This is a genomic window from Pseudomonas libanensis (assembly GCF_001439685.1).
In the GTDB taxonomy this organism is placed as follows: Bacteria; Pseudomonadota; Gammaproteobacteria; order Pseudomonadales; family Pseudomonadaceae; genus Aquipseudomonas; species Aquipseudomonas libanensis.
Window position 1 is genome coordinate 299,414 of record NZ_JYLH01000007.1, and the last position, 17,640, is coordinate 317,053.

17 protein-coding genes are annotated in these 17,640 nt (G+C 60.1%); 11 read left to right on the forward strand and 6 right to left on the reverse strand.

Annotation, left to right across the window (positions count from 1 at the left end; all coding sequences use genetic code 11):
* Positions 1-108 precede the first annotated feature (108 nt).
* Positions 109-1,308: an MFS transporter gene (locus TU73_RS13875; protein WP_057012709.1), complete on the forward strand. Its 1,200-nt coding sequence runs from the start codon at positions 109-111 to the stop codon at positions 1,306-1,308.
* On the opposite strand, the gene TU73_RS13880 is transcribed toward TU73_RS13875, so the two are convergent.
* Entirely contained in the window at positions 1,264-1,866 is a 603-nt protein-coding gene (locus TU73_RS13880) for a MiaE family protein (RefSeq protein WP_057012710.1), read from the reverse strand. The two genes, TU73_RS13875 and TU73_RS13880, sit on opposite strands and share 45 nt — an antisense overlap.
* A gap of 147 nt (positions 1,867-2,013) precedes the next feature.
* Between TU73_RS13880 and TU73_RS13885 the strand changes: the two genes are divergently transcribed.
* Positions 2,014-2,877, forward strand: coding sequence for a universal stress protein (locus tag TU73_RS13885; protein ID WP_057012711.1), 864 nt, complete (start codon positions 2,014-2,016; stop codon positions 2,875-2,877).
* 131 nt (positions 2,878-3,008) lie between these two features.
* Here TU73_RS13885 and TU73_RS13890 read toward each other — a convergent pair whose 3' ends face one another.
* Positions 3,009-3,479 (reverse strand): DUF1289 domain-containing protein, encoded by a 471-nt coding sequence (locus TU73_RS13890; protein ID WP_057012712.1) that lies wholly within the window; start codon positions 3,477-3,479, stop codon positions 3,009-3,011.
* Between the two features lie 396 nt (positions 3,480-3,875).
* On the opposite strand from TU73_RS13890, the gene acnB reads away from it, so the two are divergent.
* The gene (acnB, locus tag TU73_RS13895; protein WP_056846177.1) at positions 3,876-6,485 is read left to right on the forward strand and encodes a bifunctional aconitate hydratase 2/2-methylisocitrate dehydratase; all 2,610 of its coding nucleotides are present in this window, start codon (positions 3,876-3,878) and stop codon (positions 6,483-6,485) included.
* Between the two features lie 156 nt (positions 6,486-6,641).
* Here acnB and TU73_RS13900 read toward each other — a convergent pair whose 3' ends face one another.
* From TU73_RS13900 to TU73_RS13910, 3 genes are all read right to left on the reverse strand, one after another.
* Positions 6,642-7,919: a serine/threonine transporter gene (locus tag TU73_RS13900; RefSeq protein ID WP_057012713.1), complete on the reverse strand. Its 1,278-nt coding sequence runs from the start codon at positions 7,917-7,919 to the stop codon at positions 6,642-6,644.
* Positions 7,920-8,126: 207 nt separating this feature from the next.
* A complete protein-coding gene (locus TU73_RS13905) occupies positions 8,127-8,459 on the reverse strand; it encodes a hypothetical protein (RefSeq protein WP_057012714.1) in 333 nt (110 codons plus the stop codon).
* Positions 8,456-8,791, reverse strand: a complete 336-nt coding sequence (locus tag TU73_RS13910; protein ID WP_156421228.1) for a hypothetical protein — start codon at positions 8,789-8,791, stop codon at positions 8,456-8,458. Before TU73_RS13910 ends, TU73_RS13905 begins: the two co-directional genes overlap by 4 nt.
* Before the next feature lie 181 nt (positions 8,792-8,972).
* Here TU73_RS13910 and TU73_RS13915 point away from each other — a divergent pair, with 181 nt between their 5' ends.
* The 5 genes from TU73_RS13915 to TU73_RS13935 all read left to right on the forward strand — a co-directional run bounded on the left by TU73_RS13915 (position 8,973) and on the right by TU73_RS13935 (position 13,902).
* Complete coding sequence (locus TU73_RS13915) at positions 8,973-9,926, forward strand: 2-hydroxyacid dehydrogenase (protein WP_057012716.1); 954 nt, start codon at positions 8,973-8,975, stop codon at positions 9,924-9,926.
* Between the two features lie 129 nt (positions 9,927-10,055).
* Positions 10,056-11,123: a phosphotransferase family protein gene (locus tag TU73_RS13920; RefSeq protein WP_057012717.1), complete on the forward strand. Its 1,068-nt coding sequence runs from the start codon at positions 10,056-10,058 to the stop codon at positions 11,121-11,123.
* A 21-nt stretch (positions 11,124-11,144) separates the two neighbouring features.
* A complete protein-coding gene (locus TU73_RS13925; RefSeq protein WP_043050946.1) occupies positions 11,145-11,912 on the forward strand; it encodes an SDR family oxidoreductase in 768 nt (255 codons plus the stop codon).
* 70 nt (positions 11,913-11,982) lie between these two features.
* Positions 11,983-13,416 (forward strand): MocR-like pyridoxine biosynthesis transcription factor PdxR, encoded by a 1,434-nt coding sequence (pdxR, locus tag TU73_RS13930; protein ID WP_057012718.1) that lies wholly within the window; start codon positions 11,983-11,985, stop codon positions 13,414-13,416.
* An 84-nt stretch (positions 13,417-13,500) separates the two neighbouring features.
* The gene (locus tag TU73_RS13935; protein WP_057012719.1) at positions 13,501-13,902 is read left to right on the forward strand and encodes a cupin domain-containing protein; all 402 of its coding nucleotides are present in this window, start codon (positions 13,501-13,503) and stop codon (positions 13,900-13,902) included.
* A 66-nt stretch (positions 13,903-13,968) separates the two neighbouring features.
* Here the strand turns inward: TU73_RS13935 and TU73_RS13940 are convergent, their stop codons facing one another.
* Complete coding sequence (locus tag TU73_RS13940) at positions 13,969-14,598, reverse strand: DNA-3-methyladenine glycosylase I (RefSeq protein ID WP_057012720.1); 630 nt, start codon at positions 14,596-14,598, stop codon at positions 13,969-13,971.
* Between the two features lie 230 nt (positions 14,599-14,828).
* Here TU73_RS13940 and TU73_RS13945 point away from each other — a divergent pair, with 230 nt between their 5' ends.
* The 3 genes from TU73_RS13945 to TU73_RS13955 all read left to right on the forward strand — a co-directional run bounded on the left by TU73_RS13945 (position 14,829) and on the right by TU73_RS13955 (position 17,633).
* Positions 14,829-16,139: a C4-dicarboxylate transporter DctA gene (locus TU73_RS13945; RefSeq protein ID WP_057012721.1), complete on the forward strand. Its 1,311-nt coding sequence runs from the start codon at positions 14,829-14,831 to the stop codon at positions 16,137-16,139.
* A 79-nt stretch (positions 16,140-16,218) separates the two neighbouring features.
* On the forward strand, positions 16,219-16,920 hold the full coding sequence (locus tag TU73_RS13950; protein WP_057012722.1) for a FadR/GntR family transcriptional regulator: 702 nt from the start codon (positions 16,219-16,221) through the stop codon (positions 16,918-16,920).
* 17 nt (positions 16,921-16,937) lie between these two features.
* Positions 16,938-17,633: a GntR family transcriptional regulator gene (locus TU73_RS13955; RefSeq protein WP_057012723.1), complete on the forward strand. Its 696-nt coding sequence runs from the start codon at positions 16,938-16,940 to the stop codon at positions 17,631-17,633.
* Positions 17,634-17,640 lie beyond the last annotated feature (7 nt).

Sequence of the window (17,640 nt, forward strand, 5' to 3'; positions counted from 1 at the left end):
AAGCTGGCCAACAGAAGCCGCTGGCCAGTACGTGCCGACTAAGCTTCATGCTTTTAAGAGTTTTTAACAAATAACCTGCAATCTTTTACGCCATTCACAGGGAGTTCCATGCGCAAGGATTACCTGGCGTTCTTCGTTTCGCTGTTCCTGTCACGGCTGGCCGACCAGATCCTGCTGTTCATCGTGCCGCTGATCGTATTCCAGACCACCAAGAGCGTGTCATGGGCGGGCCTGGCATTCTTTGTCGAGTCGCTGCCGCGCTACCTGGCGTTTCCGGTGTGCGGAGCGCTCTGCGACAGGTTTTCACCGGTGCGCATCCTGCATATCAGCCAGGTGTACCGGGCATTGGCCTGTGTGGTGGCGGTGGGGCTGTATGGACTGTTCGACGGCATCCATTGGTTGGTGATCCTGTCCGCCGTGTGCGGAGTATTGACCACCCAGGGCATCATGGCGCGGGAAGTGGTGATGCCGCATATCTTCCAGCATTACACCTACGCCAAGACCTTGTCCTACTCACAGATCGCCGATCAAAGCGGCCTGGTGCTCGGGCCGTTGCTGGCAGCGCTGATGCTGGAAGTCTGGGCGTGGCCCTGGGTAGTGCTCGGTGTCGCCGCACTGTTTGTGCTGGCTGACCTGGCAATGCTGACCTGGCAGCGCAACACCACGGTGAACCTGAAGATCCATGAGCAGCACCCGGGTATCTGGCTGCAACCCCTGCGCACCGCGTTCGGCCACATCCGCAGCCGGGTGGAGTTGAAACGCATCATCACCCTGGCGGTCGGCGTGAATCTGATTGTCGGGGTGACGCTGGCCACTTCGGCCGCGATGGTCACCGGTCATTACGCCGCCGACAAGGATGCCTACGCCCTGCTGCAAGCCGCCGGCGCGCTGGTCACCATCATGATTCTGTTTTATCTGGCGCGCTCATCATTGCCGCTGAAGGTAATGGGCGGGCTGTCGTATTCGATGATTGCCGTCGGCGCGCTGATCACCGCGATCAGTCCCGGCGTGTGGGCCTACGCAGTGGGGTTCCTGCTGGTGACCGGCTTCGACAAGATGTTCAACCTGTACCTGCGCAGCACCCGTCAACGGGTCATTCCAGTACAGGATTTCGGCAAGACGGTGGGTGTGATCACCTTGCTCAACAACCTGGCCCAGCCATTGGCGGGCCTGATGATTGCTGTGCTGGCAGCGCCCTTGGGCATGCGAACGGTGATCCTGCTGCTGGCCGGCATCACCGCCTTGCTCGGTGTGGCCGTGGCCTCAGGCTGGCACGCCACTGTGAAAGCGGAACTCGATGTCGGGTGATTCGATCAGTTCCTGCTCGGCCGCCCTCACCCGCTCGATGACCTGGGCGATGTCCTTGGTGTCGCCATATTGGTACGCCAGCTTCAAGTACCCCTGGAAGTGCCGCGCCTCGCTTTTGAGCAAGCAGAAGTAGAACTTGCCGAGTTCTTCGTCCAGGTGCGGCACCAACGCTTCGAAACGCTCGCAACTGCGTGCTTCGATAAAAGCGCCGACCACCAGGGTGTCCACCAGCTTGACCGGCTCATGGCTGCGCACCACCTTGCGCAAGCCGGAGGCATAACGGCCGGCGTGCAGTTGGCGCAGCTCGACCTTGCGTTTTTTCATCAGGCGCATGACTTGCTCATGGTGCACCAGCTCTTCGCGGGCCAGGCGCGACATCATGTTGATCAGGTCAACATGGCCGTGATACTTGGCCATCAGGCTCAGGGCGGTGCTGGCCGCTTTGAATTCGCAGTTCTTGTGGTCGATCAGCAGGGTGTCCTGATCGGCCAGGGCAGCCTGCACCCACGCGTCAGGGGTGCGGCAGCCGAGGAATTCATGGATTTCGGGCAGGTTCATCGGGCTCACGGGCAAAGGGTCACAAAAGGCCGCCGATTATACCGACCCCGTCGAAGACCACCAGCCACCGGCCTTGATGTGTATCAACATGACGTCTGGCGGGCAGCAACTATAGTTGTTGCACGCCCTTTCCTGGAGATCCCGATCATGCAAGCCATCCGCAGCATCCTGGTGGTCATCGAGCCCGAACATTCGGAAAGCCTGGCCCTCAAGCGCGCCAAGCTGATCGCCGGGGTAACCGACGCACACTTGCACCTGCTGGTCTGCGACAAGAACCACGAGCATTCGGCGCTGTTGAGCGTGCTCAAGGAAGGTTTAAGGAACGACGGCTACAGCGTCTCCACCGAACAGGCCTGGAACGACAGCCTGCATGAAACCATCATCGATGTGCAGCAAGCCGAGGGCTGCGGCCTGGTGATCAAGCAACACTTTCCCGACAGCCCGCTGAAAAAGGCCCTGCTGACGCCGGCGGACTGGAAACTGCTGCGCTATTGCCCAACGCCGGTGCTGCTGGTCAAGACCGCCACACCATGGGCCGGCGGGGTGATTCTGGCGGCCATCGATGTGGGCAACACCGACGGCGAACACCGCTCGCTGCACAATTCGATCATCGACCACGGCTTTGATATCGCCAGCCTGGCCAAGGCGCAGCTGCATGTGATCAGCGCCCACCCGTCGCCAATGCTGTCGGCGGCGGATCCGACCTTCCAGCTCAAGGAAACCATCGAGGCGCGCTATCGTGAGCAGTGCAAGGCATTCCAGGCTGAATTCGACGTAGACGACAGGCACCTGCATATCGAGGAAGGCCCCGCCGATGTGCTGATCCCACATATTGCCCATCGACTGCAGGCGGCGGTGACCATTATCGGCACGGTGGCGCGCACGGGGATTTCCGGGGCGTTGATCGGCAATACCGCAGAAGTGGTGCTGGATGCGGTGCAAAGCGATGTGCTGGTGCTAAAGCCGAAAACGCTCATGGATCATCTGGAAAAGCTGGCGACCAAACCCTGACACCACCTCTTCAGGCAATGGAAATCAACTGTGGGAGCTGGCTTGCCTGCGATTGCGGTGGGTCAGCTGGCGCATTTGCTCCTGATACACCGTTATCGCAGGCAAGCCAGCTCCCACATTGATCTCGCCAGTCAGTGCCCCAGCGCATCTTTCAAAAACCCCGGCGCGATATAGCGCTGGTAATGCGCCTCGGACAAGATAAAGAACTCCCGATCAATGGCATCGCGCAGTTCCGGCAGCGCCCAGTCGCGAAACTCCGGCAACAGCACCATGCCATAGGCCTCCAGGTTATTGATCACCCGCGCCCCGCGTGCAATCAACTGGTAGGCCCAGCAATACTCGGACTGGTGCGGCACAAAGCGAATCTTGCGTTGCTCCAACTGCCCGCGCAGGGTCTTGGGGTCGAAAACCTCCACTTTGCCGGCCATGACCTGCACCAACAGCTGCTCAAGCCTGAGCCAGACCGCGCGTTTCTCTTCTTCGTTATAGCCGTTCCACTGGATCACTTCATGGTGGAAGCGCTTGCAGCCGCGGCACACGAGATCGCCGTAGACCGTGGAGCACAGGCCGACGCAGGGGGTCTTGATGGTTTGGTTGGGCATGGTCAACAACACGCAAATCAGCGAAACAGTGCGCCATGTTAGCCCTTTGTCTAAGGTTGATCACCCAGCAAACTTGGCCAGGCAACTTACCTTTAGATTTTTTTTGCCGTAGAATCACCCGGCCTTGTAAGGCGCCAATAATCCGCTGGAAGCTGTTTTCAAAGCGTCACGAGCACAGTCGTTCCTTCAGAACGGTGTTGGCGTGGGCTCGACCCGGTAGGTCAGAACCCGCGCCAACCCTCATCAGCTCCGTTCTGCAGGCGTAAAACTTTGAAAGCAGCTTCTGTAAAGGAATGACGGCAGCGCTGGCTTTGCGGCTCAAAAAGCCCCCGAGCGCATGCGTGCCGTTCACGCCTGGATGAGCGTCCCGTGGGACCACTGATGAGGGTAATAACTGTGCTTGAAGCCTACCGCAAACATATCGAAGAGCGTGCCGCCCTGGGTATCGTTCCCCAGCCGCTTAACGCCGAACAAACCGCAGGCCTGGTCGAGCTGCTGAAAAATCCTCCGGCTGGCGAAGAAGAATTCCTCGTTGACCTGATCACCAACCGCATTCCACCAGGCGTTGACGAAGCTGCCTACGTCAAGGCCGGTTTCCTGTCTGCCCTGGCCAAGGGCGAAGCCACTTCCCCCCTGATCGACAAGAAACGCGCTGTTGAACTGCTCGGCACCATGCAAGGCGGCTACAACATCGTGACGTTGGTCGAGCTGCTGGACGACGCCACCCTGGCGCCCGTCGCGGCCGCCCAGCTCAAGCACACCCTGCTGATGTTCGATGCGTTCCACGACGTGGCTGAAAAAGCCCGCAATGGCAACGAGCATGCCAAAGGCGTGATCCAGTCCTGGGCTGACGGCGAGTGGTTCCGTAACCGCCCTACCCTGGCCGACAAGATCAGCCTGCGCGTGTTCAAGGTCACCGGCGAGACCAACACCGACGACCTGTCCCCTGCGCCTGACGCCTGGTCCCGTCCAGATATCCCGCTGCACGCCCTGGCCATGCTGAAAATGGCCCGTGAAGGCATCGTGCCGGACGAGCAAGGCAAGACCGGCCCGATGAAGCAGATCGAAGAGATGCGCGGCCAAGGCTTCCCGATCGCCTACGTCGGTGACGTGGTCGGTACCGGTTCGTCGCGTAAGTCGGCAACCAACTCGGTACTGTGGTTCTTCGGCGACGACGTGCCTTACGTGCCGAACAAGCGTGCCGGCGGTTTCTGCTTCGGCAGCAAGATCGCTCCGATCTTCTACAACACCATGGAAGATGCGGGCGCACTGCCGATCGAATTCGACGTGACCAACATGAACATGGGCGACGTGATCGACCTGTACCCTCATGCTGGCAAAGTCTGCAAGCACGGCACCGATGAAGTCCTGACCACCTTCGAAATGAAGACCCCGGTGCTGTTGGACGAAGTTCGCGCCGGCGGCCGTATCCCGCTGATCATCGGTCGTGGCCTGACCGACAAGGCCCGTGCCGAACTGGGCCTGGGCCCTACCGACCTGTTCAAGCTGCCTGAAGCGCCTGTCGACACCGGCAAGGGCTTCACCCTGGCACAGAAAATGGTCGGCAAGGCCTGCGGCCTGCCAGAAGGCAAAGGCGTTCGTCCTGGCACCTACTGCGAGCCGAAGATGACCACCGTGGGCTCCCAGGACACCACAGGTCCCATGACCCGTGATGAACTCAAGGACCTGGCGTGCCTGGGCTTCTCGACCGACCTGGTGATGCAGTCCTTCTGCCACACCGCGGCCTATCCAAAGCCTATCGACGTGACCACCCACCACACCCTGCCTGACTTCATCATGACCCGTGGCGGTGTATCGCTGCGTCCAGGCGACGGCATCATCCACAGCTGGCTGAACCGCATGCTGCTGCCGGACACCGTCGGTACCGGTGGCGACTCCCACACCCGTTTCCCGATGGGCATCTCGTTCCCGGCCGGTTCTGGCCTGGTCGCGTTTGCCGCAGCCACTGGCGTGATGCCACTGGACATGCCGGAATCGATCCTGGTGCGCTTCAAAGGCAAGATGAAGCCTGGCATCACCTTGCGTGACCTGGTACATGCCATTCCTTACTACGCGATCCAGGCTGGCCTGCTGACCGTAGAGAAGAAAGGCAAGAAGAACGCCTTCTCCGGGCGCATCCTGGAAATCGAAGGCCTGAACGACCTGACGCTGGAACAGGCTTTCGAGCTGTCCGACGCCTCGGCCGAACGTTCGGCTGCCGGCTGCACCATCAAGCTGTCCAAGGACTCCGTCACCGAGTACCTGAACTCCAACATCACCCTGCTGCGCTGGATGATCGGCGAAGGCTACGGCGATGCACGCACCCTGGAACGTCGCGCCCAAGCGATGGAAGCGTGGGTTGCCAACCCGGAACTGATGGAAGCCGATGCCGACGCCGAATACGCCGAAATCATCGAAATCGACCTGTCGGAAATCAACGAGCCGATCCTCTGCGCGCCAAACGACCCGGACGACGCCCGTCTGCTGTCCAGCGTGGCTGGCGAGAAGATCGACGAAGTGTTCATCGGTTCGTGCATGACCAACATCGGTCACTTCCGCGCTGCCGGTAAGCTGCTGGAGCAGGTCAAGGGCCAGCTGCCAACCCGTCTGTGGCTGTCGCCGCCGACCAAGATGGACGCACATCAGCTGACCGAGGAAGGCTACTACGGCATCTACGGCAAGGCTGGCGCGCGCATGGAAATGCCGGGCTGCTCGCTGTGCATGGGTAACCAGGCACGGGTAGAGCCGAATTCGACCGTGGTGTCGACCTCGACCCGTAACTTCCCGAACCGCCTGGGTGACGGTGCCAACGTCTACCTGGCGTCGGCCGAGCTGGCGGCAGTCGCTTCCACCCTGGGTCGCCTGCCGACCGTCGAAGAGTACATGGGCTACGCAGCGAAACTGGACACCATGGCCAGCGACGTCTACCGCTACCTGAACTTCGACCAGATCGCTGAGTTCCGCAAAATCGCAGCAAGCGCCAACATCCCGGTGATTCAAGCTTAACGGTGTGTTGATGTGAAAAACGCCGCGTATCGCAAGATACGCGGCGTTTTTTATGCCTGGAACAAGGCATCTGCCACACCACAAAACAAATGTGGGAGCAGGCAAGCCAGCTCCCACCTATTTATTTCTGGACAGTCAGATAGACCGCATCAGGGCTCAAGCAACCAGCGAATACACCAACGCCGTAATGGCAACCAAGCCAACTGCAGTCACAAACACATTCGACGCCTGCCCACGGTACTTGGCCATGGCCGGCACCTTGCGGATCGCGTACATCGGCATCAGGAACAGGATCGACGCAATCACCGGCCCACCCAGGGTCTCGATCATGCCGAGGATGCTCGGGTTGAGCGTGGCGACGATCCAGCACACCACCAGCATGAAGGCGGCAGTCATGCGGTCCAGGGTTTTCGGTGCCGGGCGACGACCGGTCTTGGCCACCAGGCCCTTGAGGCCCTCGCTGGCACCGATGTAGTGGCCCAGGAACGACTTGGCAATCGCCACGAACGCAATCAACGGTGCGGCAAAGGCAATCGTCGGGTTATCGAAGTGGTTGGCCAGGTACGAAAGGATCGACAGGTTCTGCGCTTTGGCTTCAGCCAGTTGCGCGGGCGACAGGGTCAGCACGCAACTGAACACGAAGAACAGCACCATCGCCACCATCAGCAGGTGCGCACGGGACAGGATCTGCGAGCTGCGCTCCTCGGCGTGAGCGCCGTACTGGCGCTTCTGGTCCACCGCAAAGGCCGAGATGATCGGCGAATGATTGAACGAGAACACCATCACCGGAATCGCCAGCCATAGCGTGTTGAGCAACGCCGAAGGGGCCGGCACTTCGCTGGCGGTGCTGAGAATGCCGCCGTTCCAGTGCGGAACCAGGTACACGGCCAGAAACAGCAAGGCGACGATAAACGGATACACCATCAGGCTCATGGCCTTGACGATCACCTGCTCACCGCAACGCACCACGGCGAGCAAGCCGAGGATCAGCACGAACGCCAGGATCGCCCGGGGTGGCGGCATGATATGCAGCTGATGTTCCATGAAACTGCTGACGGTATTGGTCAGGGCCACGCTGTAGATCAGCAGGATCGGGAAGATCGCAAAGAAGTACAGCAACGTAATCAGCGCACCGGCCTTGATACCGAAATGCTCTTCGACCACATCGGTGATATCGGAGCCTTCACGGCCCGACAGGACAAAACGTGTCAGCCCACGGTGGGCAAAGAATGTCATCGGGAAGGCCAGCAGCGCGAGGATCACCAGTGGCCAGAAGCCCCCCAGGCCTGCGTTGATCGGCAAGAACAAAGTACCGGCGCCAATGGCGGTACCGAACAGCCCAAGCATCCAGGTCGTGTCCTGGCGGCTCCAGCTTGTGAGGGTTGCAGGTGTCGTTGCATAGCGTTCGTCGACGCTATTGGCCTGATCATTCATCCGGTCGGATCTCCGCATTCACACGGCCAGGACGAGTCAGAAAAACCTGACAGGCAGCGCCCTGGCCATAACAAGGGCCGGATTGTCCGGGATTCTCTTGGAGAAGCAAAGACTTAGCTGAGGAATGGTTAGGCGGGACCGCCCCAAAAAGCGCTTATGGGGCCCCAAGCGCGGCAAACGGGGACTGTTCAGTAGCTGGCGCAACAACTAAGTAGCCGAGGTTCCCAGGTTTGGATTGCGCAGCTCGCCCTGTATGGCGTTCTGCGCAATAGCCAGTTTTTCTACCAATTCAGGTGTCTCGTGGGCAGTCAGCGCCATAAGTGGAAGGTCCCAGTCATAGTCCTTGATGACGTTTATCCGAAAACCACCCGCTGCATCAAATTCCGGGTACCAACCCACATCCAGTAACAATCCCCCGGCGAACTCCACCTGGAGCATATCTTCCTTCAGCAGATCGACCTGCTTGGCCACTGCAATATCCTGCAGGTGCGACAGGTCGTCATGGGTGATTGTACCGCCGGTAAAGTTAAGCGAGATCAATTTGTTAACCTCCTGAATTCCTGTTCAGAAATCGGGTGACCATGGATAGCACCGGCGCTGAGCTCTATTCGCACCCAGCGGCTGAGTTTGCCATGGCTGGCACCTATGCAGTGGGAGAACTCCATCACTTTCCGGGGTTTTCCATTGGTGGTGGGTATTCCGTTTTTATAAGCTTCCCTTTCAATCTTTTCAATAGCGATGCCTGGCCTGTACTTGGCGGGGCCAATCAGCGTACTGGCAATCACTGTTCTCCAGGGAACCTGGGCTGAGGGACAGTGTTTGTAACCATACGGTGTCCATTCGATCTCTTCGGGTGCGGCAGGAACAGGCATCCATATCGTCTCTGCTGGTGGAAAAGTCATTGAAGTCTTGCGCAAAAAAGCGGGCGCGGATGGACGGTCTGTGAATTCAGACGGGCCTTACGAACGAAGAAATTTTTCCACCCCAATAAAACGCTGCGTCTTACAAATCCCGCATACTCATGCTCTCAAACCCTTCAGGAAGAGCCTTGCGATGCCCACCACTGTTCTGGTCCTGGTTGAAACCATCAACGAATACCTGCAAATCATTGAAAGCAGTGATTTTCATGTGATCCTGGCGCCGACGCCCGCAGAACGGGCGCAGGCGATCAAGGCCCACGCAGGGCAGATCAAGGCCGTGCTGACCCGCGGCCCCCTGGGGCTGTACGCCGAGGAAATCGCCGCGCTGCCGTTGCTTGAGATCATCTGCGTGATCGGTGCCGGCTACGAGCATGTAGACCTGCAGGCGGCGAGTAACCGTGGGATCGTGGTGACCAACGGCGCCGGGGTGAACGCGCCCTCGGTGGCCGACCACGCCATGGCGTTGCTGCTGTCACTGGTGCGCGGCATTCCCCAGACGGATGCGGCCGTGCGGCGCAGCGAATGGCCGAAAGTCATGCGCCCTTCCCTCGCGGGCAAGCAATTGGGGATTCTCGGGCTTGGCGCCGTGGGCATGGAGATCGCCAAGCGTGCCGCGCTCGGCTTCGGCATGGAGGTCAGTTACCACAACCGCCAACCCCGCGATGACGTGGAGTACACCTACTGTGCAACCGCCGTGGAGCTGGCCCGCAACTCCGACTTCCTGGTGCTGGCGACACCCGGCGGCGCCAGCACCCGGCACTTGATCGACCGCCATGCCTTGGACGCACTTGGACCACACGGCTTCCTGGTGAATATCGGCCGCGGCAGCGTGGTGGTGACCGCCGACCTGGTGGCCGCGCTGGAACAACGGCGTATCGGCGGCGCAGCGCTGGATGTATTCGACGATGAGCCCAAGGTGCCGGACGCCCTCAAGCGCCTGAACAATACCGTGCTCACCTCCCACGTGGCCGGCCTGTCACCGGAAGCTACCCACGATACGGTGCAACGGGTGGCCGACAACCTGGTGGAATACTTTGCCGGCCGCCCCGTACTGACGCCGGTCACGTTGCCAGCGCCCGCAAAATGACCAATCAGGCACGCTGATCACCCTTCAACACGCTAACCTATTAAACCGCCCCAACCTTGTCGCTGGGCGGTTGTGCGCATTAGATTAGGAAATAATCCAAGGCCTTTAGAATAAGCAGAAGGGATAAGCATGGCGCTGAACGACCAATCGACCCAGATTCGCCCCGGCGAAGAGCTTGATGCCAGCCTGATCGATCCCTACCTCAAGGCTCATATCCCAGGCTTGCAGGGAACGCTCAAGATCAGCCAATTCCCCGGTGGTGCCTCAAACCTGACCTACCTGCTGGAGTACCCGGGCCAGGAATTCGTGCTACGCCGCCCTCCGTTTGGCCACAAGGCCAAGTCCGCCCACGACATGGGCCGCGAATACCGCATTCTCAATCAACTTAAGGATGGCTTCCCGTACTGCCCCAAGGCTTACGTGCACTGCACAGATGAGTCAGTAATCGGCGCCGAGTTCTATGTGATGGAACGGGTCAACGGCATCATCCTGCGTTCCGACCTGCCGACCGAACTGGGGCTGGACGCGACCAAGACCGAAGCCTTGTGCAAAAGCTTTATCGACAAGTTCGTCGAGTTGCATCAGGTCGACTATGCGGCCTGCGGCCTGGCCGACCTGGGCAAGCCCGAAGGCTACGTGGCAAGGCAGATTCGCGGTTGGAGCGACCGCTACGAAAAGGCCCTGACCCCCGACGCGCCAAAATGGGAAGCCGTGCGCACCTGGCTCAATGACAAAATGCCCGCCGACCACCCGACCTCCAGCATCGTGCACAACGACTACCGCTTCGATAACGTGATCCTCGACCCACACAACCCGATGCAGATCATCGGCGTGCTGGACTGGGAACTGACCACCCTGGGCGACCCGCTGATGGACCTGGGCAACACCCTCGCCTACTGGATCGAAGCCGCCGACCCGGCGCCGGTGCAACTGATGCGACGCCAGCCGAGCAACGCCCCGGGCATGCTCACCCGCCGCCAGTTCGTCGACTACTACGCCGAACGCTCCGGCATCCAGATCGACAATTTCGATTTCTATTACACCTACGGCCTGTTCCGCCTGGCCGGCATCGTGCAGCAGATTTACTACCGCTTCTTCCACGGCCAGACCCAGGACAAACGCTTTGCGCAGTTCATCCATATGAACACATTGCTTGAGCAGATGAGCCTGAATGTCATCGACAAATCCGCGCTCTGATTGCAACCACAAGGAACCCTCATGTCCAAGACCAACCTGTTCGACCTTGACGGCAAGATTGCTTTCGTTTCCGGCGCCAGCCGTGGCATCGGCGAGGCCATCGCCAAGTTGCTGGCCCAGCAAGGCGCCCATGTGATTGTTTCCAGCCGCAAACTGGAAGGTTGCCAGCACGTGGCCGATGCAATCATCGCCGACGGCGGCAAGGCCACCGCCATTGCCTGCCACATTGGGGAAATGGAGCAGATCGCCCAGGTGTTCGCCGGCATCCGCGAGCAGTTCGGGCGCCTGGATATCCTGGTCAACAATGCCGCGACCAACCCACAGTTCTGCAACGTGCTGGACACGGACCTCGGTGCATTCCAGAAGACCGTTGACGTGAACATTCGCGGCTACTTCTTCATGTCGGTGGAGGCCGGCAAGCTGATGCGCGAAAACGGCGGCGGCAGCATCATCAACGTGGCTTCGATCAACGGCATCTCGCCGGGTGTGTTCCAGGGCATCTATTCGGTGACCAAGGCCGCCGTGATCAATATGACCAAGGTGTTTGCCAAGGAATGTGCGGCGTTCGGCATCCGTTGCAACGCGCTGCTGCCGGGCTTGACCGACACCAAGTTCGCCTCGGCGCTGGTCAAGAACGACTCGATCCTGAAAACGGCCCTGGCCCAGATCCCGCTCAAGCGCGTGGCCGCTCCCAGCGAAATGGCCGGCGCGGTGTTGTACCTGGCCAGTGATGCGTCGAGCTACACCACCGGTGTGTCGCTGAATGTGGATGGCGGCTTCCTGTCCTGACATCGTCTGGGTTTCTTCGGATCGGTTTGCGCGTAACCTTGGCGCAGATCGATCTGCCCCAGGATGAAACATGGAACTGCACCTCGTCATCACCGGCCGCAAGGACCTGGCTGCCCAGCTTTACCAGCAGTTGCGCGAAGCTATCGCCACCGGGCGACTCTCGGCCGGTGCACAACTGCCTCCCAGCCGGCTGCTCGCCGAGCAACTGGGCCTATCGCGCAAAACTGTCTCCGACACCTACGCCACCTTGACTTACGAAGGCCTGCTGATCGGCAAGATTGGCCGGGGCACCTTCGTCAATGCGTGGGCGCCACAGCCCGACCGCGTGCAGACCGCCGCCGACCTGGCCTGCGCCGCCAACCTGGGCAAGTGGGCGGCACTGCCCTCGCCCATGGGCCACCCCGCCCGCGAGAAGATACTGCGCTACGAATTTATCGGCGGCGCGACGACACGCCACCAATTCCCCCAGGATGAATGGCGGCGTTGCACCCAGGATGCGTTGCGTCGAATCGCCCAGAACAGTGGCTTTTACAGCCAGCCAGAAGGCGTGCCCGCCCTGCGCGAAGCCATCGCCGGGCATATCGCGTTTTCCCGTGGGGTCAAATGCGGCGCCCGCGATATCGTGGTCACCAACGGGGCACAGCAGGCGCTGGACCTGCTTGCCCGCGTGGTGCTTGAGCCCGGCAGCCTGGTCGCGATGGAAGACCCTGGCTATAGCCCCGCACGCCAATTGTTCGTCGCGATGGGCGCCCGCGTCGCCAGTGTTGCCGTCGATGAACAGGGCCTGCAGGTCGACCAGATCCCGGATGGCACGCGCCTGATCTATGTGACGCCATCCCACCAATTCCCCCTCGGCATGCCCATGAGCCAGGCGCGGCGCGAGGCCCTGCTGGACCGCGCCATTGCGCTCGGCGCGATCATCATCGAAGACGATTACGACAGCGAATTCCGCTATGAAGGCCGCCCCACCGACTCCCTGCAAAGCATGGATACCCGAGGCGTGGTCACCTACGTCGGCACCTTTTCCAAAACCCTGTCGCCGGCGTTACGCCTGGGCTATGCGGTGCTGCCGCCGGCCATTTATGGTGCGGTGCTCAAGGCCAAGCAATTGACCGACCAGCACAGCGCGACCTTGCCGCAGTGGGCGCTGGCCAAGTTCATCAGCGAAGGTTACCTGCTCAAGCATATTCGCCGCTGTCACGGCGTCTATGCGGGGCGTCGCGAACGCATCCTGCAGCGTCTGGCGGGTGATCTTTCGCCGTGGTTCGAGGCAGTACCGACGGTGGCGGGCTTTCACCTGGCGGCCCTGTGCAAAGTGCCGGTGAATATTCCATTGCTGATAAAGCGGGCGCGCCAGGTCGAGGTGGGGTTATATCCCTTGGACGTGTTTTTTCACGACAAGCCTGTGCGCTCGGGGCTGATTCTGGGGTTCGGCGCCATCGAGACTCTGGACATCGACCCGGCGCTGGACAAGGTCCGCGACATACTCCAGCAGATTGGCTAGGCGGTTTTCCGGCGCATTGGTCATTGGTGGCAAGCCCCTGGCGGCGTAGGGTGAAGCGGTCTTTCACCCGATGGAACCCTCATCATGAAACGCTTACTCGCTGCCACACTGATGCTCGCCTCCCTCAGTGCATTTGCCCACGATCCGGTCTACAACAAGGAAACGCTCAAGGTGCTGCAAGAGCACGCCTTGACCAACGTGCCGGGCAAGAAAACCATCATGCTCACCGTGGACTACGCCCCCGGCCAGGCCACCGTGCCCCACAGCCACACCGGCACCGCCGTGGCTTATGTGCTCGAAGGCGAGATCACCTCGCGGGTCAATAATGAAAAGGCGATCACCTACAAAGCCGGCGAGTCGTTCTACGAACCGGCCGGCTCGCGGCATTTTGAGTCAAGCAATGCCAGCCAGACCCAACCGGCCAAGCTGCTGGTGGTGATGGTGCTGGATGACAAGGCTGAGGTACTCACCCCGCTTCCCCAATAATCAGCAACACCACAAAACCCATGTGGGAGCTGGCTTGCCTGCTCCCACAGTTTTAACCGTGTCTGGTCAGGGACGTTTGAATAGGTTGCGCTGGTGTTCAATGCGCGGCCGGCACACGCACCCTTCCAGATGATCATTGACCATCCCCATCGCCTGCATCAACGCATACATCGTGGTCGGGCCGACAAAGGTCCAGCCGCGTTTCTTCAGGGCTTTGGACAAGCGCACCGAAGCCGCCGAGGTCGGATTGGCCGTCCAGTAAGCCATGTCCACCACTGCCGGCCGCTCTTGCGCGCCGGGTTCGAACGCCCACAGCCAGCGCGCCAGCGAACCGGTCTCCTCCACCAGTTCACAGGCCCGGCGCGCGTTGTTGACGGCCGAGACGATCTTCGCGCGATTGCGCACGATGCCCGGGTCGCTCATCAACCGCTCGATGTCCGCCTCGCCGTACTGCGCCACCCGGCGAAAATCAAAACCCTCGAACGCCTGACGAAAGTTTTCGCGCTTGCGCAGGATGGTGATCCACGCCATCCCCGCCTGAAATCCCTCCAGGCAGATTTTCTCGTACAGCGCGATGTCATCCGCTACCGGCACACCCCACTCGTGGTCGTGGTAATGCAGGTACGCAGGCGCTGCAGTGCGCCAGGCGCAATACATTCGCCCTGCTTCGTCGGTTGTCAGCCCTGATTGGTCCATCCATCACCTCGTATGCCGAGGGCGATGATACGCAAAAAAAATTAATCCCCGCCAACCGCTCAAGCATCGTACTTACCGACCAACTGGTCAGACCGGGACCTGCCAGCCGCCAAATATTTACTTGTGATTTGAAAAAAACCGGGCGTAGACTGGCCCCGCACTGGACTTACCGGTAAGACCACAACAATTAAGCCCTGGAACCACCAGGGCACCGAATAGAGATCCTTCCCATGCTCAGATGGTGCTCGCGTTCGATTTTCCTGCAAGTCGTGATTGGCCTGATCCTAGGCATCGTCTGCGGCCTGGCCCTTCCCGAATTCTCCTCGCAACTCAAACCCCTGGGCGACGGCTTTATCAAGCTGATCAAAATGCTGATTGGCCTGATCGTCTTCTGCGTGGTGGTCAGCGGTATTTCCGGTGCCGGCGATTTGAAGAAAGTCGGGCGCATCGGCCTCAAGTCGGTGATCTACTTTGAAGTACTCACCACCGTCGCTCTGGTGCTCGGGCTGATCATGGCGTTCAGCACCGGCATTGGCAGCGGCGCCAATATTCATCTGGAGCAACTGTCGTCAGCTGGCTTGAACGAATTGGCCGACAAGGGCCAGCACATCAAGGGCACCAGCCAGTTCCTGATGGACCTGATCCCCAATTCGGTGATCGGCGCATTCGCCGACAACAACGTGCTGCAAGTGCTGCTGTTCTCGGTGCTGTTCGGTAGTGCGCTGAACCTGGTGGGCGAAGCGGCCAGCGGCATCTCCCGGCTGATCAACGAGCTGAGCCATGTGATCTTCCGCATCATGGGCATGATCGTGCGCCTGGCGCCAATTGGTGTATTCGGCGCGATCGCGTTCACCACCAGCACCTATGGCCTCGACTCCCTGCAACATCTAGGCAGCCTGGTGGGGCTGTTCTACCTGACCTGCTTTGCTTTCGTCGCGCTGATCCTCGGCCTGGTGATGCGCCTGTCGGGCCTGCGCATGCTGCCGCTGCTCAAGTACCTGCGTGAAGAGCTGCTGATCGTGATGGGCACCGCCTCCTCCGATGCGGTGCTGCCGCAGATCATGCGTAAGCTGGAACACTTAGGGATTGGCAGTTCCACCGTGGGCCTGGTGATTCCGACAGGGTATTCATTCAACCTCGACGGTTTTTCCATCTACCTGACCCTGGCCATCGTGTTTATCGCCAATGCCACCGGCACACCCTTGTCGATGACCGACTTGCTGACGATCCTGCTGGTATCGTTGATCACCTCCAAAGGTGCCCATGGTATTCCGGGCTCGGCACTGGTGATCCTGGCGGCGACGCTCACGGCGATCCCGGCCATTCCGGTGGTCGGCCTGGTGTTGGTGCTGGCGGTGGACTGGTTCATGGGCATTGGCCGTGCATTGACTAACCTGATCGGCAACTGCGTGGCTACCGTGGCGATTGCGCGCTGGGAGAAGGACATTGATATCCAACGCGCCAACAAGGTGCTGAACGGCCAGCAAGGGTATGCCTTCCAGGCCAAGAAACCGGTACTGCCGGCGCATCAGGAATTTTAATGTGAGGGGCTTGCCCCCTCCCACACTTTGATCTTCAACAGTTTGAACCTCGTATTCGCAACTTCAAGGAGCACACGACGTGATCAGCACTTCAACCGTCGTCAATTCAGTTGTAGAAAAACTGCGCGCCGCACTCAAGCGCGGCCAGTGGCGGCGCGGGGAAATGCTGCCCGGCCAGCGTGAATTGGCTGAACAGTTGGGCATCAGCCGTCCGAGCCTGCGTGAAGCCGTAATCGTGCTGGAAACACTCGGCCTGGTGCGCTCCATGCCCGGCAAAGGCGTAGTTGTGCTGGAAACCAGCGTCAGCGAGCCGCAATCGAGCGACGCCGTGGCCGATGCCAGCCTCGAAGACATCCTGCAACTGCGCTACACGCTTGAACCCTTTATCGTCGGCCTGGTGGCCCAGTCCATCAGCAGCAAGGAAGTCGGCCAACTGCGCCTTACCCTGATGGACATGCGCGAAGCCCTGGATGCGGGTGACGCCGAAGCCGGCATGAATGCCTACATTGACTTCCACGAAGAACTGTTCGCCCTCACCTCCAATCCGATTTTCCAGAATGTGGTGCAGCAAACCAGCACCGCACTCAAGCAAAGCGCACAAGTGCTGCGCAACTCGCCTGAACACCTGGCTGAGCGCCTGCAGGAAAACGAAGCCGTGGTGCGCGCCATCCGCAACAAGAACAGCGCCCTGGCCAGTGCTGAAATGCGTCGGCACATCCTTCAGGAAGGCTTGCGCATGGGCATTCGCCTGAATATCCCGGACGACCATCTGGGCAGCTGATTTTTTGGAGGCAGGCCATGCATGCTCACGCATTGCACTACGAAACCACCCTTACGCCCCTGCGCCTGGTCGGCGGCAAAAAGCCTTCGGTGGATGACATCTACCCTCGACTGTTCGACGCCATCCTGGAACAACGCATCGCCCCCGCCAGTCGTTTTACTGAGGAAGGCCTGGCTGAGACCTTTGGTGTGAGCCGAAGTGTGATTCGCCGCGTGCTGGCAAAGTTATCCCAGCAGCAAGTGATCATCCAGCGCCCCAACCAACGCGCCCAGGTGGCTGCGCCGGACGCCTTGCAAACCCGGCAGATCCTGGAAGCGCGGCGCATGGTCGAAATGACCGTGGTGCAACTGGCGTGCGCTCAGTCAACGCCTGTCCAGGTACGCCAACTGCGCGAACTGATCAACCGCGAACGTGACTGCATTGCCCGTGCACAACGCGGGGCCGCGATCCGCTTGTCGGGGGAGTTCCATCTGCAATTGGCAATGATGGCGAAGAATGCGCCACTCGCGCAATTCCTCAATAGCCTGGTGCCTTTGACGGCACTGGCCATTGCGCAACATGAAGAAACAGCCCGGATGAACTGTGCGTGGCAAGCACACGCAGCGATTGCCGATGCCGTGGAGCAAGGTGATTGCAAAGCCGCTGCAGAACGAATGACCCAACACCTGAATCGCCTCGAATTCCGCCTCGTGGCCCCACCCCTAGATATATAGCGCCGCC

What these genes read in the sequence shown, in the direction of transcription:
- TU73_RS13875 (WP_057012709.1), top strand. Translation starts at nt 109, where the DNA reads ATGCGCAAGGATTACCTGGCGTTCTTCGTTTCGCTGTTCCTGTCACGG.
- TU73_RS13880 (WP_057012710.1), bottom strand. Translation starts at nt 1,866, where the DNA reads ATGAACCTGCCCGAAATCCATGAATTCCTCGGCTGCCGCACCCCTGAC.
- TU73_RS13885 (WP_057012711.1), top strand. Translation starts at nt 2,014, where the DNA reads ATGCAAGCCATCCGCAGCATCCTGGTGGTCATCGAGCCCGAACATTCG.
- TU73_RS13890 (WP_057012712.1), bottom strand. Translation starts at nt 3,479, where the DNA reads ATGCCCAACCAAACCATCAAGACCCCCTGCGTCGGCCTGTGCTCCACG.
- TU73_RS13900 (WP_057012713.1), bottom strand. Translation starts at nt 7,919, where the DNA reads ATGAATGATCAGGCCAATAGCGTCGACGAACGCTATGCAACGACACCT.
- TU73_RS13910 (WP_156421228.1), bottom strand. Translation starts at nt 8,791, where the DNA reads ATGCCTGTTCCTGCCGCACCCGAAGAGATCGAATGGACACCGTATGGT.
- TU73_RS13915 (WP_057012716.1), top strand. Translation starts at nt 8,973, where the DNA reads ATGCCCACCACTGTTCTGGTCCTGGTTGAAACCATCAACGAATACCTG.
- TU73_RS13920 (WP_057012717.1), top strand. Translation starts at nt 10,056, where the DNA reads ATGGCGCTGAACGACCAATCGACCCAGATTCGCCCCGGCGAAGAGCTT.
- TU73_RS13925 (WP_043050946.1), top strand. Translation starts at nt 11,145, where the DNA reads ATGTCCAAGACCAACCTGTTCGACCTTGACGGCAAGATTGCTTTCGTT.
- pdxR (WP_057012718.1), top strand. Translation starts at nt 11,983, where the DNA reads ATGGAACTGCACCTCGTCATCACCGGCCGCAAGGACCTGGCTGCCCAG.
- TU73_RS13935 (WP_057012719.1), top strand. Translation starts at nt 13,501, where the DNA reads ATGAAACGCTTACTCGCTGCCACACTGATGCTCGCCTCCCTCAGTGCA.
- TU73_RS13940 (WP_057012720.1), bottom strand. Translation starts at nt 14,598, where the DNA reads ATGGACCAATCAGGGCTGACAACCGACGAAGCAGGGCGAATGTATTGC.
- TU73_RS13945 (WP_057012721.1), top strand. Translation starts at nt 14,829, where the DNA reads ATGCTCAGATGGTGCTCGCGTTCGATTTTCCTGCAAGTCGTGATTGGC.
- TU73_RS13955 (WP_057012723.1), top strand. Translation starts at nt 16,938, where the DNA reads ATGCATGCTCACGCATTGCACTACGAAACCACCCTTACGCCCCTGCGC.